At 67.1% G+C, this 19,948-nt stretch carries 16 protein-coding genes; 6 read left to right on the top strand and 10 right to left on the bottom strand.

The features are described 5' to 3' along the window. Nucleotides 1–108 precede the first annotated feature (108 nt). Nucleotides 109–720, bottom strand: a complete 612-nt coding sequence (locus tag ACMZPQ_RS01170) for a superoxide dismutase (protein ID WP_005410310.1) — start codon at nucleotides 718–720, stop codon at nucleotides 109–111. Nucleotides 721–940: 220 nt separating this feature from the next. Between ACMZPQ_RS01170 and ACMZPQ_RS01165 the strand changes: the two genes are divergently transcribed. Then, on the top strand, nucleotides 941–1,393 hold the full coding sequence (locus tag ACMZPQ_RS01165) for a ribonuclease domain-containing protein (protein ID WP_197582326.1): 453 nt from the start codon (nucleotides 941–943) through the stop codon (nucleotides 1,391–1,393). Beyond that, entirely contained in the window at nucleotides 1,393–1,806 is a 414-nt protein-coding gene (locus tag ACMZPQ_RS01160; RefSeq protein ID WP_197582327.1) for a barstar family protein, read from the top strand. Before ACMZPQ_RS01165 ends, ACMZPQ_RS01160 begins: the two co-directional genes overlap by 1 nt. 215 nt (nucleotides 1,807–2,021) lie before the next feature. Here the strand turns inward: ACMZPQ_RS01160 and ACMZPQ_RS01155 are convergent, their stop codons facing one another. Then, nucleotides 2,022–3,812 (bottom strand): dermokine domain-containing protein, encoded by a 1,791-nt coding sequence (locus ACMZPQ_RS01155; RefSeq protein ID WP_197582328.1) that lies wholly within the window; start codon nucleotides 3,810–3,812, stop codon nucleotides 2,022–2,024. Between the two features lie 10 nt (nucleotides 3,813–3,822). Beyond that, the gene (locus tag ACMZPQ_RS01150; RefSeq protein WP_197582329.1) at nucleotides 3,823–4,422 is read right to left on the bottom strand and encodes an NfuA family Fe-S biogenesis protein; all 600 of its coding nucleotides are present in this window, start codon (nucleotides 4,420–4,422) and stop codon (nucleotides 3,823–3,825) included. 90 nt (nucleotides 4,423–4,512) lie between these two features. Between ACMZPQ_RS01150 and ACMZPQ_RS01145 the strand changes: the two genes are divergently transcribed. From ACMZPQ_RS01145 to zupT, 3 genes are all read left to right on the top strand, one after another. Further along, a complete protein-coding gene (locus tag ACMZPQ_RS01145) occupies nucleotides 4,513–4,863 on the top strand; it encodes a 4a-hydroxytetrahydrobiopterin dehydratase (protein ID WP_197582330.1) in 351 nt (116 codons plus the stop codon). Next, nucleotides 4,860–5,276, top strand: a complete 417-nt coding sequence (locus tag ACMZPQ_RS01140; protein ID WP_197582331.1) for an energy transducer TonB — start codon at nucleotides 4,860–4,862, stop codon at nucleotides 5,274–5,276. Before ACMZPQ_RS01145 ends, ACMZPQ_RS01140 begins: the two co-directional genes overlap by 4 nt. 98 nt (nucleotides 5,277–5,374) lie before the next feature. Beyond that, nucleotides 5,375–6,184 (top strand): zinc transporter ZupT, encoded by an 810-nt coding sequence (gene zupT, locus ACMZPQ_RS01135; protein WP_197582333.1) that lies wholly within the window; start codon nucleotides 5,375–5,377, stop codon nucleotides 6,182–6,184. A gap of 98 nt (nucleotides 6,185–6,282) precedes the next feature. On the opposite strand, the gene ACMZPQ_RS01130 is transcribed toward zupT, so the two are convergent. Then, nucleotides 6,283–7,257: an RluA family pseudouridine synthase gene (locus ACMZPQ_RS01130; RefSeq protein ID WP_197582334.1), complete on the bottom strand. Its 975-nt coding sequence runs from the start codon at nucleotides 7,255–7,257 to the stop codon at nucleotides 6,283–6,285. Nucleotides 7,258–7,665: 408 nt separating this feature from the next. Here ACMZPQ_RS01130 and rne point away from each other — a divergent pair, with 408 nt between their 5' ends. Next, nucleotides 7,666–10,938 (top strand): ribonuclease E, encoded by a 3,273-nt coding sequence (gene rne / locus ACMZPQ_RS01125; protein WP_414486110.1) that lies wholly within the window; start codon nucleotides 7,666–7,668, stop codon nucleotides 10,936–10,938. A gap of 118 nt (nucleotides 10,939–11,056) precedes the next feature. Here rne and ACMZPQ_RS01120 read toward each other — a convergent pair whose 3' ends face one another. The 6 genes from ACMZPQ_RS01120 to ACMZPQ_RS01095 are packed head-to-tail and all read right to left on the bottom strand — an operon-like array spanning nucleotide 11,057 to nucleotide 19,771. Further along, nucleotides 11,057–11,944: an endonuclease/exonuclease/phosphatase family protein gene (locus ACMZPQ_RS01120; protein WP_197582336.1), complete on the bottom strand. Its 888-nt coding sequence runs from the start codon at nucleotides 11,942–11,944 to the stop codon at nucleotides 11,057–11,059. 2 nt (nucleotides 11,945–11,946) lie between these two features. Beyond that, nucleotides 11,947–15,114: a discoidin domain-containing protein gene (locus ACMZPQ_RS01115; protein WP_197582337.1), complete on the bottom strand. Its 3,168-nt coding sequence runs from the start codon at nucleotides 15,112–15,114 to the stop codon at nucleotides 11,947–11,949. Beyond that, on the bottom strand, nucleotides 15,111–15,947 hold the full coding sequence (locus ACMZPQ_RS01110) for a carbohydrate ABC transporter permease (protein WP_057493560.1): 837 nt from the start codon (nucleotides 15,945–15,947) through the stop codon (nucleotides 15,111–15,113). Before ACMZPQ_RS01110 ends, ACMZPQ_RS01115 begins: the two co-directional genes overlap by 4 nt. Continuing rightward, on the bottom strand, nucleotides 15,944–16,825 hold the full coding sequence (locus tag ACMZPQ_RS01105; RefSeq protein ID WP_032960114.1) for a carbohydrate ABC transporter permease: 882 nt from the start codon (nucleotides 16,823–16,825) through the stop codon (nucleotides 15,944–15,946). Before ACMZPQ_RS01105 ends, ACMZPQ_RS01110 begins: the two co-directional genes overlap by 4 nt. After that, a complete protein-coding gene (locus ACMZPQ_RS01100; protein ID WP_197582345.1) occupies nucleotides 16,822–18,162 on the bottom strand; it encodes an extracellular solute-binding protein in 1,341 nt (446 codons plus the stop codon). The genes ACMZPQ_RS01105 and ACMZPQ_RS01100 overlap by 4 nt, the downstream gene beginning before the upstream one ends. A gap of 4 nt (nucleotides 18,163–18,166) precedes the next feature. Further along, nucleotides 18,167–19,771, bottom strand: a complete 1,605-nt coding sequence (locus tag ACMZPQ_RS01095) for a glucoamylase family protein (RefSeq protein ID WP_197582338.1) — start codon at nucleotides 19,769–19,771, stop codon at nucleotides 18,167–18,169. Nucleotides 19,772–19,948: the final 177 nt, after the last annotated feature.

Here is a 19,948-nt window from a genome sequence, read left to right as displayed (position 1 = left end):
GTGCCGACCAAGGTCGGCACCCACCAGCATCAGCCCCGCTTCCCGAATCCGGGAAACAAAAAAGGCCGGGGTCTCCCCCGGCCTTTTCATTTCAACCCGTGATACCGATCAGGCGATCGCTTCCTGGTAACGGCGCTCGACTTCGTTCCAGTCGATGACGTTGAAGAACGCGCCGATGTATTCCGGACGGCGGTTCTGGTACTTCAGGTAGTACGCGTGTTCCCACACGTCCAGGCCGAGGATGGGGGTGTTGCCTTCCATCAGCGGGCTGTCCTGGTTGCCGGTGCTTTCGACCACGACCTTCTTGTCCGGGGTCACGCTCAGCCATGCCCAGCCGCTGCCGAAGCGGGTCAGCGCGGCCTTGGTGAAGGCATCCTTGAACTTGTCGAAGCCGCCCAGGTCCTTGTCGATGGCCTTGGCCACGTCACCCACCGGGTTGCCGCCGGCGTTGGGCGCCATCACGGTCCAGAACAGCGAGTGGTTGGCATGGCCACCACCGTTGTTGCGCACCGGGCCCTGCAGGTTCTCCGGCAGCGACTTCAGCTTCTTCACCAGCTCTTCGACCGGCAGGTCAGCGTACTCGGTGCCTTCCAGCGCCGCGTTGACGTTGTTGATGTAGGTCTGGTGATGCTTGGTGTGATGGATTTCCATCGTCGCCGCATCGATATGCGGTTCCAGCGCGTCGTAGGCGTAGGACAGCTTGGGCAGGGTGTAGGCCATGATGCATCTCCTGATTGCGAGGGCACCCGACGGTGTCGGGCGGTGCGCGGTGAATGATGGGGACAGACCGCCAGATTACCAAGGGGGATGTAAAGGAAATTGCGTCCTGCCAGTGAGCACGACGGCAATTGTTACGCAGCAGTGACGCAGCGCGCCCCTCATCCACCGTGCAGCGCGCAGGCGCTACAGTGCCTGCACCACCCTTGCCCGCCCCCGCCCCATGCGCAACCCCCGGCTGTTGATCACCGCCATTGCCCTGCTGCTGCTCGGCCTGGTCGTCAACCACTTCATGCAGCGCCCACCCGCGCCGCAGTTCGCACCCGAACTGCAGGGCACACCTGCCGCGCGTGCGCCGGCCGCACCCGTGGCCAACCGTGATGATGGGCTGCCCGCGTTCCTGCCTGCCGAAGCACGCCAGACCATCGCCCTGATCCAGCGTGGCGGCCCGTTCCCGCATCGCCAGGACGGCAGCACCTTCGGCAACCGCGAGCAGCAGCTGCCGCAGCGTCCGCGCGGTTACTACCGCGAATACACCGTCGACACACCCGGTGCCCGCACCCGCGGCACGCGCCGCATCGTCACCGGCGGCGATCCGCCGGAGGCCTGGTACTACACCGACGACCACTACCAATCGTTCCGCAGTTTCAATGTACCCGCCAAGGGGGCGCAGTGATGAGCCACGATGATTTCGGCCTCGGCCTGCATGACATCAACAATGCTGGCGTCTACGCCATCGACACCGGCGACATCGGCGCACTCGCTGCGGCGATGCGCGATGCCGACCTGAAAGTGTTCCGCATCGACCTCGAAGGGGTGGCCGACAAGCGCACCCTGCTGGCACGGCTGGCGGCGCAGCTGGATTTCCCGGCAGGCTTCGGCGGCAACTGGGATGCCCTGTCGGACAACCTGCGCGATCTGCAATGGCTGCCGGCCAACGGCTACGCGCTGTTCCTGGCCGACGTGGATGCCCTGCGTGCGGGCGCGCAGAAGGACTTCGACACCCTGCTGGAAGTGATGGATGAGGCCAGCCGTGACTGGGTCGGCCGCGACGTGCCGTTCTGGGTGTTCCTGTCGCAGAGCGCGTAGGGGCAACACTCTGGTAGATGCCGACCCTGGTCGGCATGCGCTGATGCCTGGGTAGAGGCCGACCCTGGTCGGCGCCTCCGTGCCAACCAAGGTTGGCACCTACCAAGCAGTTCGCGATCCCGCCCGCGATGGTTCCGGCGAGGAGCCCCCTTGTTGTTCAAGGGGGCGCGCCAACGGCGCGGGGATAAGGAAACATGCGTGGACAATGGGAGCCGCTAGCGGCTCCCGTTGTCTTCCTGCAGCTCTTTCTTGAACGGGATGTCCGGCGGCGGTCGCGCCACGGCCGGCTGGTCCTGCATGTTCGGATTGCTCAGGCCGCAGCCGCCTCCGGCCTGCAGGATCGAGATCACGCAGGAGATCCGGGTGCTGGTACCCGGCAACGGAATCTCCATCGACTTGATGCCCTTGCGTACCCATTCGGCCAGCAACGATTCCTGCGGCACCCAGTACTTGTCGAACGAGGTCGGCGTGTAGTCGTAAGGAGGCCGCTTGAGCCAGGTGCCGGACTGGGCGATGCGCTCCTTGCTCCAACCGTCGTTGGCACCACCGGGTGCGCCGCGCTCGGCATGGCCCTGGCCTTCCTGCCCCGGCACGCGCACGTTGCCATCGGCATTGAACAGACCGTTGCCCTTGCCGGATGCGCTGGCCTGGCTTGCGCCCTTGCTGGCGCCATCCTGGTTGCGGCTCGATGCGCCCCAGTCGTCACCCTTGGCGGGCGTTGCCCAGTTGCCCGGATCCGGCGCAGGGCGGGCTCCCGCCTGGGCCGGTGTCGAGCTGGAGGCGGACGGGCGCGGGTTGCTGCTCGCCTGTGTCGCACTGCCGGTGGCCGCAGGCGCCGGCGTTGCCGCGGGCGTACTGCCACTGGAAGACGCGGAGGCTGCCGCCGGTGCCGAGGCCACTGCGCGCTCGCGCACCTGCACCTCGCGGCCGGCCGGCGTACGCACGGTGGGTTCGCGACCGGCCACCGTGGCCATCCGCACCTGCGGATCGACCACCGCCTGCACTTCGCGTTCGCGCACCTGCACGTCCCGCTGCGGCACGCGCACCTGCACGTCCCGCTGCGGCACGCGCACCTGCACCTCGGCAGTGCGCAGCGGCTGCGAAACCGCCGGTGCATCGACGGTACTGACTTCGCGTTCCTGCACCGGAATCTCACGCAACTGCGGCGTCCGCACCGCGACCTGCGGCGCACGCAGCGTCGTCGGGGTGGGCGGGGCCTGCACCGGCTGCACGTTGCGCTCACGCACCGACGGCATAACGTCGCGCGGCACGATGCTGACCTCGGTGCGCGGCACGCTGACCGGCGGCACCACGAAATCCGTGCTGGCCTCGGCCACTTCGGTGGCCTGTACCGGTGATGGTGGCGGTGCCGCAACCGGCGCCGGCTCGGTTTCGGCCGGCGGCGATGGTACGCTGGCCGTTGCCGTCGCGGCAGGTGCGGGCGCAGGCGCCGACGCGGCCGCAGGACGCGGCTCGGGCGCGGTTGCTGCCCCGGCGTCCTGGCCAGCGGCCACTTGGCCTGGCGGTGCCGCCGCTGCTGCTTCGGCACCCGGCTGATCGCCACCGCCCTCCTGGGCAGCGCGACCGACAAATTCCACTTGCACGCGCTCGCCCTCAGCGCCCTCTTCTTTCGGTGCCGTGGTGCGGATCACCGCCACCCACAGCAGCAGCACGAAGAACAGCAGGTGCAGCAGTGCACTGGCCAGCGCCGAGGTCCAACGCATCCAGCGCTGGTCGCGCGGCGCCGGATCCCAGTCCTGCCAGAACAGACGGCGCAGCGCCTGCCAGGGCGACAGTCGCCGCTGTTGACCCGGCGGCCCCGGCAACGGGCGCGGCAGCAGGACCGCGATCACCTCGCGGGCATGGAATGGGCGCGGCAACGGACCGAGCGAGCGCAGCCACAACGCCCAGCCATACGGCAGGCGCGTGGATTTCTCGAGGACGGCCCTGGGCTGCTGGCGCGCCAGCAGCAGGTCGATGAGTTGCTCGGCCCGGGTCAGAGGCACGCGTCAGCGATCAGGCGGCGTTGCCGCGAGGAATGTACGGCGCGTGCCCACTGTCGTGGTCGGTCGCGTCGCGCACGGCGGTCACGCCCGGCACGCGGCCCATCAGGGTTTTCTCGATGCCCTGCTTGAGCGTCACGTCGGCCATGCCACAGCCCTGGCAGCCACCACCGAAGCGCAGCAACACCACGCCTTCGGCTGACACTTCCTGCACCGCCACCTTGCCGCCGTGCGAGGCCAGCTGCGGGTTGATTTCGTTTTCCACCACCCAGTGCACGCGCTCCACCAGCGAAGCCGCGTCACCGGGCGCTTCGCCCTTGATGCGCGGGGCCTTGATGGTCAACTGCTGGGCACCGGCGGTGCCGGCAACGATGTCGATCTCGGCGCCATCGAGCCAGCCGACGCTGCTGGCGTCGACATAGAGGGTGAAGCCATCGCAGTCCACCGCCCACTCGTCACCGAGCAGGTCGGCCGGCTCGGCGAACTCCAGCCGGGCGTCGGCGCGTGGGGTACCAGGATCGACCGCGCTGAGGCGCACGCCCATGCCGGGCACGCCCTCGCGTTCGATCAGCTTGCGGAAATGGGTCTGGGCAGTGTCGGAGATCTGGATCATCAGGCTATTCTAGCCAAGTAAGCGTTAGCCGCTCATTCGGTTTATACACCGTCCGGCGCATTGTTCAGTCAACTTGAGGTGGAGATTTCCATGGCCGACCTGATTCCGCTGGCCCAGGCCCGTTGCGTGCCGCGCAAAGGCAGCGACCACAAGCTCGGCGAGGCCCGCCTGTCCGAGCTGCTGCCACAGATTCCCGGCTGGGAGCTGAGCGAGGGCGGCCAGGCGCTGTCACGCACCTTCCGCTTCAAGGATTACTACGCCACCATGGCCTTCGTGAACGCGCTGGCCTGGATCGCCCATCGCGAGGACCACCATCCGGACCTCGGCGTGCACTACGACCGCGCGGTCGTGCGCTTTTCCACCCACGATGTGGGCGGCCTGAGCGAGAACGACTTCATCTGCGCGGCAAAGACTTCGGCCCTGACGGAGCAACTGCCATGAACGTACGTTTGCTGAGCCTGTCCCTGATTGCTGCGACCGGCCTGGCCGGCTGCGGCCCGTCCGAGCCGCCGGCGCCGCCGCCGCCGCCGCCGACCGAAGTGGCCGCGGTGAAGACGCCGCCGCCGCAGTACCCGCTGGAACTGGCCTGCACGGGCGTGGGCGGCACCAGCACCTTCAAGGTGACCATCGGTACCGACGGCAAGCCGAGCGAGGTTGCCCTGCTGACCGGCGCCGGCAACCCGCAGCTGGACGAGCTGGCCAAGACCGCCGTGCAGGGCTGGCAGTTCAACGCCGCCACCCGCAACGGCCAGGCGGTGCCGGCCACCATCCAGGTGCCGGTCAGCTTCAACCCGCCGCAGCCGAAGCCGGACCAGTGCTTCGCGGTGGAAGAACGCCTGCGCCGCGGCGGCTGACCGCCTGTACCCCGACGAGGCCAGCCGACGCCCGCCTCGCCCTCGCCGCCCCGGCCATGCCCGGGGCGGTTGTCTGTCGACCAGGATCGCGTCGGTACATGCTGCAGATTCCCCCCGAAAACGTCTGGATCGCGCTGGCGGTCACCCTCGCGGCCGGCCTCGCCACCGCCATCGGCAGCCTGCTGGTGCTGTTCTCGCGCCGACCCAACCCGCGCCTGCTGGCCTTCGGCCTGGCCTTTGCCGGCGGCGCGATGGTCTATGTGTCGCTGTCGGAGATCCTCAACAAGTCCATAGCGTCCTTCGCGCTGGCCTATGGCGAGCGCACCGGCTTCACCTACGGCACCCTGGCGTTCCTGCTGGGCGTAATCGTGATCGTGCTGATCGACCACTTCATTCCGAACCCGCATGACAGCCTGGACAAGCAGGACCCTGCATTCCGCGATAACAGCCGCGAGTACCTGAAGCGCGTTGCCCTGCTGACCTCGATCGCGATCACCGCGCACAATTTCCCGGAAGGCCTGGCGACGTTCTTCGCGACGCTGGAAAGCCCCTCGGTGGGCATGCCGCTGGCCTTCGCCATTGCCATCCACAACATTCCCGAGGGCATCGCCATTGCGGTGCCGGTGTACTTCGCCACCCAGAACAAGTTCTATGCGTTCAGCGCCAGCCTGTTGTCGGGCCTGGCCGAGCCGGTGGGCGCGGCGCTGGGCTACTGGCTGCTGTCCGGATCGCTGTCGCACGCCACCTTCGGCTGGGTGTTCGGGCTGATTGCCGGCGTGATGGTGTTCCTGGCGCTGGACGAGCTGCTGCCGGCAGCCAAGCGCTACGCCAAGGGCCACGAAACCGTGTACGGCCTGGTGGCCGGCATGGGCACGCTGGCGATCAGCCTGGTGCTGTTCAAGTGGTGAGCGGCACGGCAGGGCGCATCCACGCATGGCGTGGATCTACCGCCCCCAGGTAGCGCCAGGCCATGCCTGGCGGCAGTGACCGGCGCCCGGCGCTACTTTCAGCGCAGCCGATCCAGCGCCTCGACCAATTCATCGGCCAGCGGCGCGTTCAGCACGTACGGGCTCTTGCCGTCGTCCAGCGCGAACTCCAGCGACGCCGCGTGCAGGAACAGCCGCTTCAGGCCGATCTGCTCGCGAAGCCGCTTGTTGACCGCAGGATCGCCGTACTTGTCGTCACCGGCCACCGGATGCCCCAGATGCTGGGCGTGCACGCGGATCTGGTGGGTGCGGCCGGTTTCAATGCGCACCTCGCAGTAGGAATGGCCGCCACGGCGCTCCAGCACCCGGAAATGGCTGATTGATTGCTTGCCGATCGCGTTGACCTGCACATGGCGCTCGCCGCCCTGGCGCAGGCCCACGTGCAGCGGCGCATCGACCGTCATCACGCCGTCGGGCATGCGCCCGGCCAGCAGGGTCAAGTAGCGCTTGCGGATACCGGCGCCATGATCTTCACGCAGCAGCGCCTGCAGCTCGCTGAGCGCCGAGCGCTTCTTGGCCACGATCAGCAGGCCCGAGGTGTCGCGATCCAACCGGTGGACCAGCTCCAGGGTCTGCCCCGGGCGCAGCGCGCGCAGGGTCTCGATGGCACCAAAACTGATGCCGCTGCCGCCGTGGCTGGCCACGCCGGTGGGCTTGTTCAGGGCCAGCAGGCGGGCGTCCTCGAAGACGATGGCCTGCTCCAGCCGGCGCATGAACGCCTCCGGCGGACCGGCCTTGTCTCCTTCCTCGGCGAGACGAACCGGCGGCACACGCACCTCGTCACCCGCCTCCAGCTTGCGTTCGGCCTTGGCGCGGCCGCCATTCACACGTACCTGGCCGCTGCGCACCAGCTTGTAGACCAGGCTGCGCGGGGCGCCTTTCAGCTGGCCAAGCAGGAAGTTGTCCAGGCGCTGGCCGGCGCGGTCGGCGGGAACGGTGATCATGCGCACGGAAGGCTTGTCGCCAGCGGGCTTGGTGGGGTCTTGGGCGGTCATCAGGCTGTTTATTCTGTTACACTCGGGGGGCGAGATAAGGGATTGATTTCGTTGGAAGTTACTCAGGGCCAGAAGCCCAGCTTCCGACGAATCCGGCACAGTGCGCGACCACCGCCCGCGGGGCGGCCATGTTAGCGGCTCACCGGCCTTCCCGGCCATCGCCGGATGCCTGACACGCAACCGTGCTGAACATGTCCCGCGTGGCGCTCCAGCCTGGCTGACAGCTGCCTGCGGCCCTGCAACACCCAAAAACCCATAAGAGTGAAGCGCTCCCGCGGCCTGCCGTGGTGTCGTAGCGCTGGAAACCCAAGCCGCCCTCCCCGCGCTTGCGCGAATGGGCGGCGAGCCGTGTCCAGAGGCGAAACCCCATGGCGTTCCGCGCGGTAGCCGCTTGCGAGGAACGCAACAATGAAGCGAATGCTGATCAACGCCACGCAGGCTGAAGAGCTGCGTGTTGCCATCGTGGATGGCCAGTCGTTGTATGACATCGACATCGAACAGCCGTCGAAGGAACAGAAGAAGTCCAACATCTACAAGGGCCGGATCTTCCGCATCGAGCCCTCGTTGGAAGCGGCCTTCGTCGAGTACGGTGGTGGCCGCCATGGCTTCCTGCCGCTGAAGGAAATCTCCCGCGATTACTTCCAGGCCGGTGTCGACCACAACAAGGCCGGCATCCGCGAGCTGCTGCGGGAAGGCCAGGAAATCGTCGTCCAGGTGGACAAGGAAGAGCGCGGCAACAAGGGCGCCGCCCTGACCACGTTCATCTCCCTGGCCGGCCGCTACATGGTGCTGATGCCGAACTCGCCGAGTGCGGGTGGTGTCTCCCGTCGCATCGAAGGCGAAGACCGGGCCGCCCTGAAGGACGCCCTGGACAAGCTGAACATTCCCGACGACATGGGCGTGATCATCCGCACCGCCGGCGTCGGCCGCGATGCCGAAGAGCTGCAGTGGGACCTGGACTACCTGCTCAACGTCTGGCGTGCCATCGCCGAGGCCGCGCTGAGCAAGCCGGCCCCGTTCCTGATCTACCAGGAATCGCGCCTGATCGTGCGCGCCCTGCGTGACTACCTGCGCGCCGACATCGGCGAAATCCTGGTCGACACCGAGGAGATGTACGAGCACGCCCGCGAGTTCATGCAGCAGGTGATGCCGCAGACCCTGCGCAAGCTCAAGCACTACAAGGACGACATCCCGCTGTTCAACCGCTTCCAGATCGAATCGCAGATCGAAGGCGCCTACGAGCGCAACGTGCGCCTGCCGTCGGGTGGCTCGATCGTGGTCGACCAGACCGAAGCGCTGACCGCGGTCGACGTCAACTCCTCGCGCGCCACCAAGGGCAGCGACATCGAGGACACCGCGTTCCAGACCAACCTGGAAGCGGCCGAGGAAGTGGCCCGCCAGCTGCGCCTGCGCGACCTCGGCGGCCTGGTGGTGATCGACTTCATCGACATGGCCTCCAACAAGCACCAGCGCGAGGTCGAGAACCGCCTGGCCAACGCGCTGAAGTACGACCGTGCGCGCGTGCAGGTTGGCCGCATCTCGCGCTTCGGCCTGCTGGAAATGAGCCGCCAGCGCCTGCGCCCGAGCCTGGGCGAGTCCAGCCAGATCGTCTGCCCGCGTTGCGACGGCCACGGCCGCATGCGCAGCGTCGAGTCGCTGTCGCTGTCGATCATCCGCGTCGCCGAAGAGCATGCGATGAAGGAGAACACCGGGCAGGTGCTGGTCCAGGCCCCGGTGGAGATCGCCAATTACCTGCTGAACGAGAAGCGCAGCGCCCTGCGCGAGATCGAACAGCGCCACGAAGCGCCGATCGTGATCGTCGCCGACGAGCAGCTGCACACCCCGCACTACACCGTCACCCGCCTGCGCGAGAACGAGCTGGGTGAAGAGAGCAACAAGCCCAGCTACCAGCGCGGCACCCCGCGCAAGCTGCCGGTGCACGCCCTGACCAAGGGCCAGCTGAACATCCCGCCGCCGGCGGTGACCCAGGTCAAGCACACCTCCCCCGCCCCGGTGCGCGAGGAAGTGGAGCCGGCTGCAGCCGCTCCGGCCCCGGTCGTGGCCGCGCCGGTGACGCAGGCTCCGAGCGGTGGCGTGATCGGTTGGCTCAAGCGTGTGTTCGGTGGCGAACCGGCCCCCGCGCCGGCGCCGGCTGCTCCGGCGGCACGCCAGCAGCAGGACGGCGGCCGCAAGGACCGCAACAAGGATCGCAACAAGGACCGCAAGGACCGTCGCGACGAAAACCGTGGCAACGGCGGCAATGGCAACGCGCAGCAGCAGAAGGACGGCGGCAACCGCAAGGACCGCGGCGAGCAGCGCAAGGACGGCCGCAACGGTAACAACGGCAATGCCCAGCAGCAGCCGCAGCAGGGCAAGCAGAAGGAGCCGCAGCAGAAGGATGGCCAGCCGCAGCCGCAGAACAAGCCGCGCAACGAGCAGCAGGGCCAGAACCAGAACCCGCAGCAGCCGAAGCTGAAGCAGCCCAAGCAGCCGCGTCCGCAGCAGCAGGACGGTGACAAGCCGGCCGACAAGCCGCAGCGCAACGCCGCCGAGGCACCGGCCGAAGCCGTGGCCGCCACGGCCGTCGCCGCCAATGTAGTGACCGCTCAGGAAGCGACTGCGCCGGTGGCCCCGGTCGCCCCGGTGTCCGCCGCTCCGGTGGACGCCGCAGCACCGGTCGAGACCGCCGCCAATACTGCCAGCGAGGCCGAGGTGGTTGCGGTTGCCGGTGAAGAGGCTGCGACCGACGCTAATGGCGACCAGACCGGCGAAGGCGCGACCCGCCGTCGCCGCGGCCGTCGCGGTGGCCGCCGCCGTCGCCGCGGTGGTGCCGAGAACGCTGCCGGCAACGACGTCCTGGGCGATGACCAGGACGACGGTGACGAGGGCGATGACACTGACGTCGCCGAGCCGACCGTCGACAGCACTGCCGGCACCACGCCGGTCGCAGCTGCGCAGCCGGTCCGTTCGCAGCCGGAGTTTGACTTCGATGATGAAGTCGAGCCCGCCGCTGCCGACGCCGCAAAGCCGGTTCGTGCCGCTGCGGCCGTCGTCGCCGCGCCGGTCGCGGTGGTGAGCAGCGCGGTGGTCGAAGCCGCTGCGCCGGTCGTGACCGAGGTGCAGGCTCCGGTCGAAACCGTCGCCAAGGCCGAACCGGCGTCTTCGCCGGTGCAGACCAGCATGCTCGATGCCATCGACGCCGCGACCCCGGTGCAGCCGGCGGCCGTTGCGGCTCCGGTGGCGGAAGCCGCGCCGGCGGTGGTCGAGGCTGCCCCGGTGGTGGAGGCTGCCCCGGCCGTTGAGGCCGCTCCGGTGGTCGAGGTGAAGCCGGCTGTGACCGAGGCCGCGCCGGTGGTGGAATCGAAGCCGAAAGTGGTTGAAACCGCCCCGGTGGCGGACGCGCAGCCGGTGGCCGTTGAGGTCGCCCCGGTGGCGGAAGCTGCTCCGGCAACTGAAGCCGAGCCGGTCGTCGAAACCGCGCCGGTCGCCGAGCAGCCGGTTGCCACGGTGGCAGTGGAAGCCGCCCCGGTGGACGCCGCTGCACCGGTCGCCGAGGCGGTGGTGACGCCGTCGATCGACCCGGTCGCCGATGGTCACACCGACGCTGCGGCCCAGGCTGCCGAAGCCAAGGCTGACGAAGAAGACGAAGCAGCCGCCAAGCGCACGCCGCCGGCGAACTGATCGCGCTTTGATGGCGTAGAAAAAGAAACGGCGGGGATCGATGATCCCCGCCGTTTTTGTTTGTGCATCGGGCCGTATCGTGCCAACCGAGGTTGGCACCTGCCAGAGCGCGCCTGCCTCAGGGTTTCGGTGCGAACTGCAGGCGGGTCCACACGCCGTAATGATCCGAGGCCCAGCGACCGCTGTCATCGGGCTGGTCGAACAGCAGCTTCGCCTCGCGCGCGACCATCTCGTCCTGCTGGAAAAAGATGTGGTCGATCCGCGACGGCGCTTGGTAATAGTGACGGTTGAGCGTACTGATCCCGGACAGATCGGTGTTGACGTGCACGCTGCCGTAGCTGTCCCCGTAGTGGCTACGCAGCTCGCTCAGGTCGCCGGCATCCACCAGTGCATTGAAGTCGCCCGCGATCACCACCGGCGCACCGGCCGAGGTGTCACTGATGAAGCGCAGCAGGTCTTCCACCTGGCTGCGGCGAATGCCCTGGCCACGCTCGTCGCTGCGTTCATTCAAGTGCGTGGCATAGACATTCACCGCCTGGCCATCCACGTCGATGCGCAGATGGGCGACGGTACGGTAGTCATCCAGCGGCTGCAGCAGGTGATCGCCGCGGGCCAGGATCGGACGCCGGGTCAGCAACGCGTTGCCGTATCGCTTCGGGGCCCCGACCGGATCGGTGGACACGAACACATACCGGTAGCCGAGCTGGCTGGCCAGCCACTGCGCCTGGTTGCGCACGTTGCGCCGTTGGATCACTTCCTGCAGGGCAACCGCATCCGGCTGCAGGCGCTTGAGCTCGGCCAAGATGGTCCGGCGACGACTCGGCCAGTCTTCGCGGTCGTGATGCAGATTGAAGGTGACCATGCTCATGCCGGGCGCATTGGCCACCTCAGCCGACGCGGCAGTGGCTGCAGGCTCGACCGCCATCACCATGCCCGGCAGTGCCATCGCCATCGCCAGCCCCAGGGCGCGCACCGACGTGCGCACCCTCGCCCCCTGCTGCTTCATCGTTACTGTCCCTTGCGTTCGGCGCGGCGCACCGCGCTCGGCACGTCGATCTCGACCCGTGCCGGCAGCTGGTGCACGTGCAGTTCCTTGTTGATCCACTCGACCGCTTCACCGTTGACGGTGGCATCGCCCGGATCACCGGCATACGGCCACGGCAGCACCACGCCGCCCACCGGCGGTACCAGGCCCGGCTGCACCTCCAGCGTCAGCTGCTTGTCACTGCGCTGCAGGCGGTAGTTCAGCTGGCCCTGCGGCGTGCGCAGCCCCTGCACGGCAACGCCGTCAGCCTGCAGCCAAGCCGTCGGCACGCCGGCCGCGAGTACGAGCGCATCATCGCTGTCGCGGTGGTAGGCGAACATGTCCAACGCAGAGCGCACGAAGTCCGAGGCCACCCACGCATGCGGCAGGTCACCGACGAAGAACGGCTTGCGCGGCGTGCGCGAGACCACTTCGGCCCACTGGTTCCAGGCCTGCGGCGCACGGTCCTTGAAGAAGAATTCGGTGGCCTGCCAGGCGCGGTCACGCCAGCCCAGGCGCACGAACGCAGCGACGTTGCGCCACTCGTACGGGGTGTAGTCCTTCCACTCGCGCTTGCCATCGCGGCGGGCCACGAATTCCTTCCAGTAGCGCTCGAAGGTTGCCTCCAGCGCCTGCTGTGGCAGGCGGCCCTGCTCACCGCCCGGGGCCAGCGCGATGGTGGTCGAGGTCGCATCGAAATCGCCCAGCTCGGCCGAGCCCGGCAGGTAATCGATGGCGTGCTGCTGCATCGCCGACAGCAACGAGGCCTGCAGGTCGTCACGGAACTGGTCGCGCGATTCGGCGATCTGCATCGCCTCGACCTTGCCCAGCTGGGTCGCCAACAGCGCAGCGTCCTTGTAACCGCGCAGTGCCCAGAAGTTGTCCCAGTACGAATGCATCGGCTTGGCCGAATAGCCTTCGTGGCTGATCGACGCCGGCATCATGCCGTAGAAGGCCGGGTTGCGCGCCCGGTTTTCCTCGGTGCGCTCGCTGGCACGCAGCTGCTCCATGTAACTGTATGCGCCCTGCACGTGCGGCCACATCAGTTCAACGAAGGTGCCGTCACCGGTATACCGCCCATATTCGGCGATGCTGTAGATAAGCTCGCCGTGGCTGTCGTTCTCCGGCACCGGGTCGCTGCCGCGCGCATCGACGCAGCACGGCACCTTGCCGTTCTCGAACTGGTACGGCGCATACCAGTTGATGTAGTCACGCACGGCGTCGCTGCGGCCCATGCGCAGCAGGCCTTCGGAAATCATCGCGCCATCGCGGATCCAGCTGCGCGCGTAGGAACGCGTGCCCGGCTGCAGGCGCGGCCCGACGCGCGAGATCAGCATGTGCGCCACCGCGGTACGCAGGGTATCGACCAGCGCCTGGCCGGCCGCCGGCACCTGCAGCGAAACCACGCCCAGCTTCTGCCGCCACTGCTCGGCCACCTGTGCCTGGGCCTTGGCCACATCCAGCGCCTTGGGCGCCCAGCCACCGGTCTGCGGCAGCACCACCGCCACTTCGCGGCTCTGGCCGGGCTCCAGCTTGATCGTGTACAGCAATGCACCTGAGGCCATGCCGGTGCTGTCCTTCACCGCCGTCGTGGCCGGGTACTTGCCGCTGGCCAGGTGCATCGCATCGAGCTTGCCGTCGAACGTGCTGGCGAAGCGCGCGTCCGGCACCTGCAGCGGGTAGATGCGCGGCTCACCGTTGACCCGCACCAGCTGCTCGCCGACATCCAGCGCATCGATGCGGCTGAAGCCGCCGACGGTGTTGAGGAACTGGGTCGGCGGGTTGACCTGCCACGGGCGGATCGCCAGCGCCAGGGTGTACTCGTGCGCGACCTTGTCCGGATTGCTCAAACGGTAACGGCCGATCAGCTGCGCGCGCTCAGGCGTGCCCTGCACGAAGCTGGTCACCGCCAGGCCGGCTTTCTCGTGGACCCAGTCGACGTTGGCAATCGGCAGATAGTGGTCCTGCAGCGACTGGGTGATGGCCACTTTCGACCAGTCCAGCAGCTTGCCATCGAGGCGGATGAACGGTTCGATGCTGAAGCTGCCCTTGGCCGGCTCCAGTGCGCCGTCTTCACTGATCAGTGCCTGCTCCTGGCCGCCATCGAGGCCCAGCAGGGTCCAGTACGGCTGTTCACCGACGTAGGCGCGCGGCAACGCACCGCGCGGCAGGTCGGCAGCCACCGATGACAGGAAGGCATTCGGAGTGGCCGCGAAGGCCAGCGGCTTGAGCGCGATGTCACGGATGCCATAGCGCCAGTTCGGTCCGTCCTGCAGATCGAAGCGCACGTAGCGTGCGTCGGTATCCGGCAGCGCCAGCCAATCACGGCCACCGGCACCACTGGTCACTTCGCGTACGGTACGCCAGTCGCGGCCATCTTCCGAGGTGCGCACGGTATAGCGGCGCGCTTCCAGGTCCGGCAGCCAGTCGATCACCGCACCGCCGATTTCACGGCTCTTGTGCAGGTCCAGGCTGATGGTCTGCTGCTTGACACCCCCGCTGATCCAGAACGTATCGCTCTTGCCGTCGATCATGCGGTCCTGCAAGGCGGTGGCGGTATCGGCGATCACCGACGGCACCAGCGCCGAATCATCCTGCGGCGGCAGGCCCTGCAGGGTCAGCTTGTCGAAGCACACCGTGCCACGCCCGCCGACCTTGCTGTAGATGGTGAATTCGACGGCGGCGCTGCGCGTCATCTCCTTCTCGGGCGACGGCCCCCACGCCTTGTCGATCTGGCGGCGGCGGTATTCGACCGGCGTCCACGCCTTGGGGAAGCTGTAGCCCGGGCGGTTGACCCACCAGACATTGTCGCCGCTGGCGTCGATCAGCTTGAACTGCAGGTCGTTGCCCGGCGAATCACCGCGCAGCTGGAAGCCGAAACGATAATTGGCCGGGTACTCGATGTTGAGCGCGCGACGAATGCCGACGTAGCCGGAGACCTTGTGGAAGTCGTAGTCCAGGCACAGCGCGCGGCCGCCGCCGGCGCCGCTGACCGGGCGCAGCGAACCGCTGACCTGGTCGGACAGCACCAGTTTCCAGGCGCCGATATCGTCGAAGTCGTCCAGCACCTTCGGTGCCGGCAGTGCCGGTGGTGCGGCGATCGCCAGGGAGGTCCACAACAGTCCCAGTCCAACGGCGATCGCTCGCTTCATCCCTTGACGCTCCCCAGCAACAGACCTTGGATGTAGTACCGCTGCAGCACCAGGAACAGCGCCAGCACCGGAACCACGGTGACCACCGCGCCGGCCATCATCATTTCCACGTCCATGATGTGCTCGCGCGAGAGGGTGGCCAGCGCCACCGGCAAAGTGTAGTGCTCCTGGTCGGTCAACACGATCAACGGCCACATGAAATCGTTCCATGCGCCCATGAAGGTGAAGATCGCCAGGGTCACCAGCACCGGCTTGAGCATCGGCAGCACGATCTGGAAGAAGATGCGCAGCTCCCCTGCCCCGTCGATGCGCGCCGCCTCCAGCAGCTCATCCGGGATCGAACGCGCGTACTGCCGCACCAGGAAAATGCCGAACACGCTGGCCAGCGCCGGCACGATCACGCCGCCGAAGCTGTTGACCAGGCCCAGCTGCTTCATCAGCAGGAACAGCGGCAGCATCGCCACCTGCGCCGGGATCACCAGCGCGGCCATCAGCACCTGGAACAGGCGCTCGCGGCCGACGAAGTTCAGCTTGGCGAAGGCATAGCCGGCCATGGTGTTGAGCAGCAGCGAACCAACCGTGATGCCCAGCGACACCAGCAGGCTGTTGGCGAAGTTGCCGCCCATGCCGGTGCGCGCGAACAGCTCATGGTAGTTGTGCGTGGTGATGCTCGAAGGCAGCAGCGGCGGCGGGAAATGGCTGGCCTCGCCCTGCGGCATGAACGAGACCGACACCATCCACAACAGCGGCGCCAGGCTGACCAGGGCCAGCACCAGCAACGCACCATTGATCATCCACGGGTACCAGCGCGACTGGCCGATCTCACGACTCATACCAACTGCCTCTTGCGGCCAAAACGCAGCATCACGGTGGTCACCGCCAGGATGATCAGGAACAGCAGGAACGCCACCGCGGAGGCGCGTCCCAGGTTCCACCACTTGAAGCCTTCCTCGAACATGAAATACAGCACGCTGACGGTGCTCTGCAGTGGGTCGCCACGGGTCATCACGTAGGGTTCTGCGAACAGCTGGAAGTAGCCGGACACGGTAATGACCCCGACCACCAGCAGCACCGGGCCGAGCATCGGCAGGGTGATGTGCAGGAACTGCTTCCAGCGCGAGGCGCCGTCGATGCGCGCGGCCTCGTACAGGTCATGCGGGATCGCCTGCAGGCCGGCCAGGAAGATCACCATGTTGTAGCCGAAGTTCTTCCACACCGCGAACAGCATGATGGTCGGCATCGCCCAGTTGGGATCGCCCAGCCAGTCGATCGGGCTGATGCCCAGGTGGCCCAGGCCGTAGTTCACCAGCCCATAGCTGGTATGGAACAGGTAGCGCCAGATCACCGCCACCGCCACCAGCGTGGTCACCACCGGCGCGAACAGTGCGGTGCGGAACAGCGCCTTGAAGCGCGCGGCCGGTGCATTGAGCAGCATCGCCGCGCCCAGCGACACGCCGATCGACAACGGCACGCCGATCAGCACGAAGTAGGTGGTGTTCCACAGCGACTTCCAGAACATCGGCGTCTGCAGCAGGTCGACGTAGTTGCCCAGGCCGACGAAGCGCAGGTTGCTGCTGTCGGCCAGCGCATACAGGTCGAAGTCGGTCACGCTCAACGCCAGCGCCGAAGCCACCGGCAGGCCGAAGAACACGCCCAGCACGATCAGCGAAGGGCCGGCGAAGATCCAGCCGGCAAGTGAAGTACGTTTCATTGCACGCTCCCGGCGGCCACGGCACTGCTCGATTGCGGCGACGGCGCGCGCTGCTGCAGGCGTTGTTGTTCATGCATCCAGCGGCGCTTGGCCAGCACCTTGTCCACGCGCTGATCCAGCTCTTCCACCGCCTTGTCCTGCGGCAGGCCACCGCGCACCACCTTTTCGGTGACGATGCGCATTTCCTGCACGATGCGCTCCCATTCGAGCACCTTCGGCGTCGGCTTGACCCGCTCCAGCTGGTCACGGAACGCAACCGCCAGCGGATCATTGGCCAGCGACGGCGCGCTCCAGGTACTGCGGCGCGGCGGCAGGTCGCCGATGATCGAATGGAAACGCGCCTGGATCTGCGGCCGCGACAGGAACTCGATCAGCTTCCACGAGGCTTCCTTCTGCTGCGACTTGCGGAAGATCACCAGGCTGGTGCCACCGGCGATGCCGGCACCCGGGCCATCCGGACCCGGCAGTGGCGCAGTACCCCACTGCCCTTCCAGTTCCTTCGGCTGCAGCTTCTTGAACTCGCGGATGTTCCAGGGGCCGGAGATGTAGAACACGTTGAAGCCCCGGAAGAACTCGTCCCAGACGTTGGAGATCTGCGTCTCGGACATCTTCGGCGCCCAGCCCTGCTCGAACATGTTGGCGTAGAAGGCCAGCGTGCGGCGGAACCCCGGGCTGGCGAAATTGCCGCGGGTGTCATCGTCGCGCAGCAGCGGGTCGGGCTGCTGCAGCGCCAGCGACAGCTGCTGCTCGAACTCATTGATCGGCATCAGTACCGCATAGCGGTTGGGACCCTGCATGCGCTTGATCGCCGCCATCTGCTCGTCCCACTCCTGCCAGGTCCGCGGCGGGTGGTCATAGCCGGCCTTGGCCAACAGGTCCTTGCGGTAGTAGATCAGGCGGGTATCGACATACCACGGCACGCCGACCAGTTCGCCGTGGATCACGTTGGTATCCCAGATGCCCTGGAAGTAGTCCTTCGGATCGACCACCGCCGAATGATCGACGAACGGCTGCAGCGGCGTCAGCGCATCGAGTTCGGCGAACTCGGGCACCCAGGTGTTGCCGAGCTGGCATACATCCGGCAGGCCATCGGCCGCAAACGCGGTCAGCAGCTTCTCGTGCGCGGCGGTCCAGGGAATGTTCTGCACATCCACCTTGATACCGGGGTTCTCGGCTTCGAACTCGTGGATCAGCTCGCTGACCACCTCGGCCTCGCGGCCCATCGCCCAGAAACGCACGGTGGTGGTGCCCGGCTCGGTGCGCGCGCAGCCGGCCACGGCCAGAGCGGCCAGGGCAGGCAGCGCCCAGCGGCGCAGGCGGTCGATCCAGTTCGGCACCGGGTTACTTCCCCTGCCCTGTGTTGCGGTTGGCATTGTTCTTCTGTTCCTGCGCGGCAGCCGCGCGTGATTCGGCGATACCCACCGCGCGTGCCGCCGCGGCCTTTTCGTCTTTCTGCAGTTCCAGCGGCTGGAACGAGCCTTCCGGCGCCAGCCAGCCACCGCTGAACCCGGCCCGCTCCAGGCCCTTGCGGATGTAGGGGTTCTTCTTCATCACTTCCCAGACGAAGTCATTGCGGTAGTTGGCGATCATGGTCAGGATCGGGCCTTGGTCGATGGCGATGTAATCGCTGGCGACCCAGCCGCGATCCGGTACCACGCGGCCGGTCTTGATCGGGATGTCGTAGTTGAAGCTGGGATTGAACGAATCCAGGAAGCCGTAACTGGAATAGATGTAATCGCCGTAGCGCTTGTGCATCTCCAGCGTGGCCGGGATCACCTGCTCCGGTGCGAACACCACCGAGGCGATCGCGGCGGTCGGCGCAATGGTGCCGTCATCGAAGTTCTCGCGCAGGCCGGCGCCGCGCGAAGAGTAATGGCGGAACTGGCGCTGCTCGCCGCGATACTCCTGCGTGGTGTTCTGCGGGCCATCGCTGGCGGTCAGGCCCCAGACGTTCTCGCCATAGTCCTTCCACTGCATCGGGTTGGCGATGGCGTACTCGCGCTGGGCCAGCGCTGCCGAGCGGCTGTTGAGGAAATAGGTGCTGCCGCGTTCGCGCATGTACGCGTCCTGGATATCGCGGAAGTCGATCCAGACATGGCTGTACTGATGGCCGAACAGTGGGCCAAAGGACAGGTATTCCTGGCCCTGGTAGACGCCCCAATCGTTGTCGTAGGTGCGTGCCCACACCGTCCAGGCGTCCGGGCTGACCGGGTGCGTGGGCGAGCCCAGGGCGAGGATGTAGACCATCATCGCTTCGTTGTAGCCCATCCAGTCATGGTCGATGAAGCCGCTTTCCGGGAACCAGCCCATCGAGATCAGCGGCGCCCGCTGCTGCAACCACGGCCAGTCGACCTTCTTGTACAGGGTGTCGGCGATCTGGCGGATTTCCTTCTCGCGCGGATCGTCGCCGTCGTAGTAGGACTGCGCGAACAGCACGCCCATCATCAGCAACGCGGTATCCACCGAGGACAGTTCGACCCAGCTGTCGTAGCGCCGGCCTTCCTGCATGTCCAGGAAGTGGTAGTAGAAGCCCTTGTAGCCGGCCTTGCCGGTGCGCTGCGGGCCCATCGGCACGTCGCGGAAGAACTTCAGCGTGGTCAGGGTACGGTCGATCGCCTGGTTGCGGCTGACCCAGCCGTTCTCGATGCCGATCGGATAGGCGGTCAGCGCGAAGCCGACCGAGGCGATGCTGGCGAACGGCCGCGACGGATAACGGTCCGGGGTCAGGCCGTTCACTTCATTGGTGGTGTCCCAGAAGAACTGGAAGGTGCGGCGCTCGATGTCATCGAACAGCGGCGGCAGCTCTGGCTTCATCGGTCGCGGCGGTGCATCGGCCTCGATCAGGATCACCGGCGGGCGCGGCTTGGCCGGCTCCTGCTGGGCCGGCTGGCAGGCGGCCGCGGCCAGGCTCAACGCTGCGGCGGACAACAGATGGCGTGCCTGCATGGCGCGGTTCCTCCGGTGGTCTGATCGATGGGAAAGCATAACGTCCAATGATCTGAAATCGTTTACAAGGTGCGTCCGAAAAAAACCACGAAAAACGTGGTCTGACACCGCGATCATTGCCCACGCCGCTGCCCCCTGCCCGGCAGCGGCGTGGGGGCATGGCCCGGGGGGGGGGGG

The organism is Stenotrophomonas maltophilia, assembly GCF_047497515.2.
Lineage (GTDB): Bacteria > Pseudomonadota > Gammaproteobacteria > Xanthomonadales > Xanthomonadaceae > Stenotrophomonas.
The sequence above is the reverse complement of the archived record's forward strand: the minus strand, read 5'-3'. Positions and strand labels throughout refer to the sequence as shown.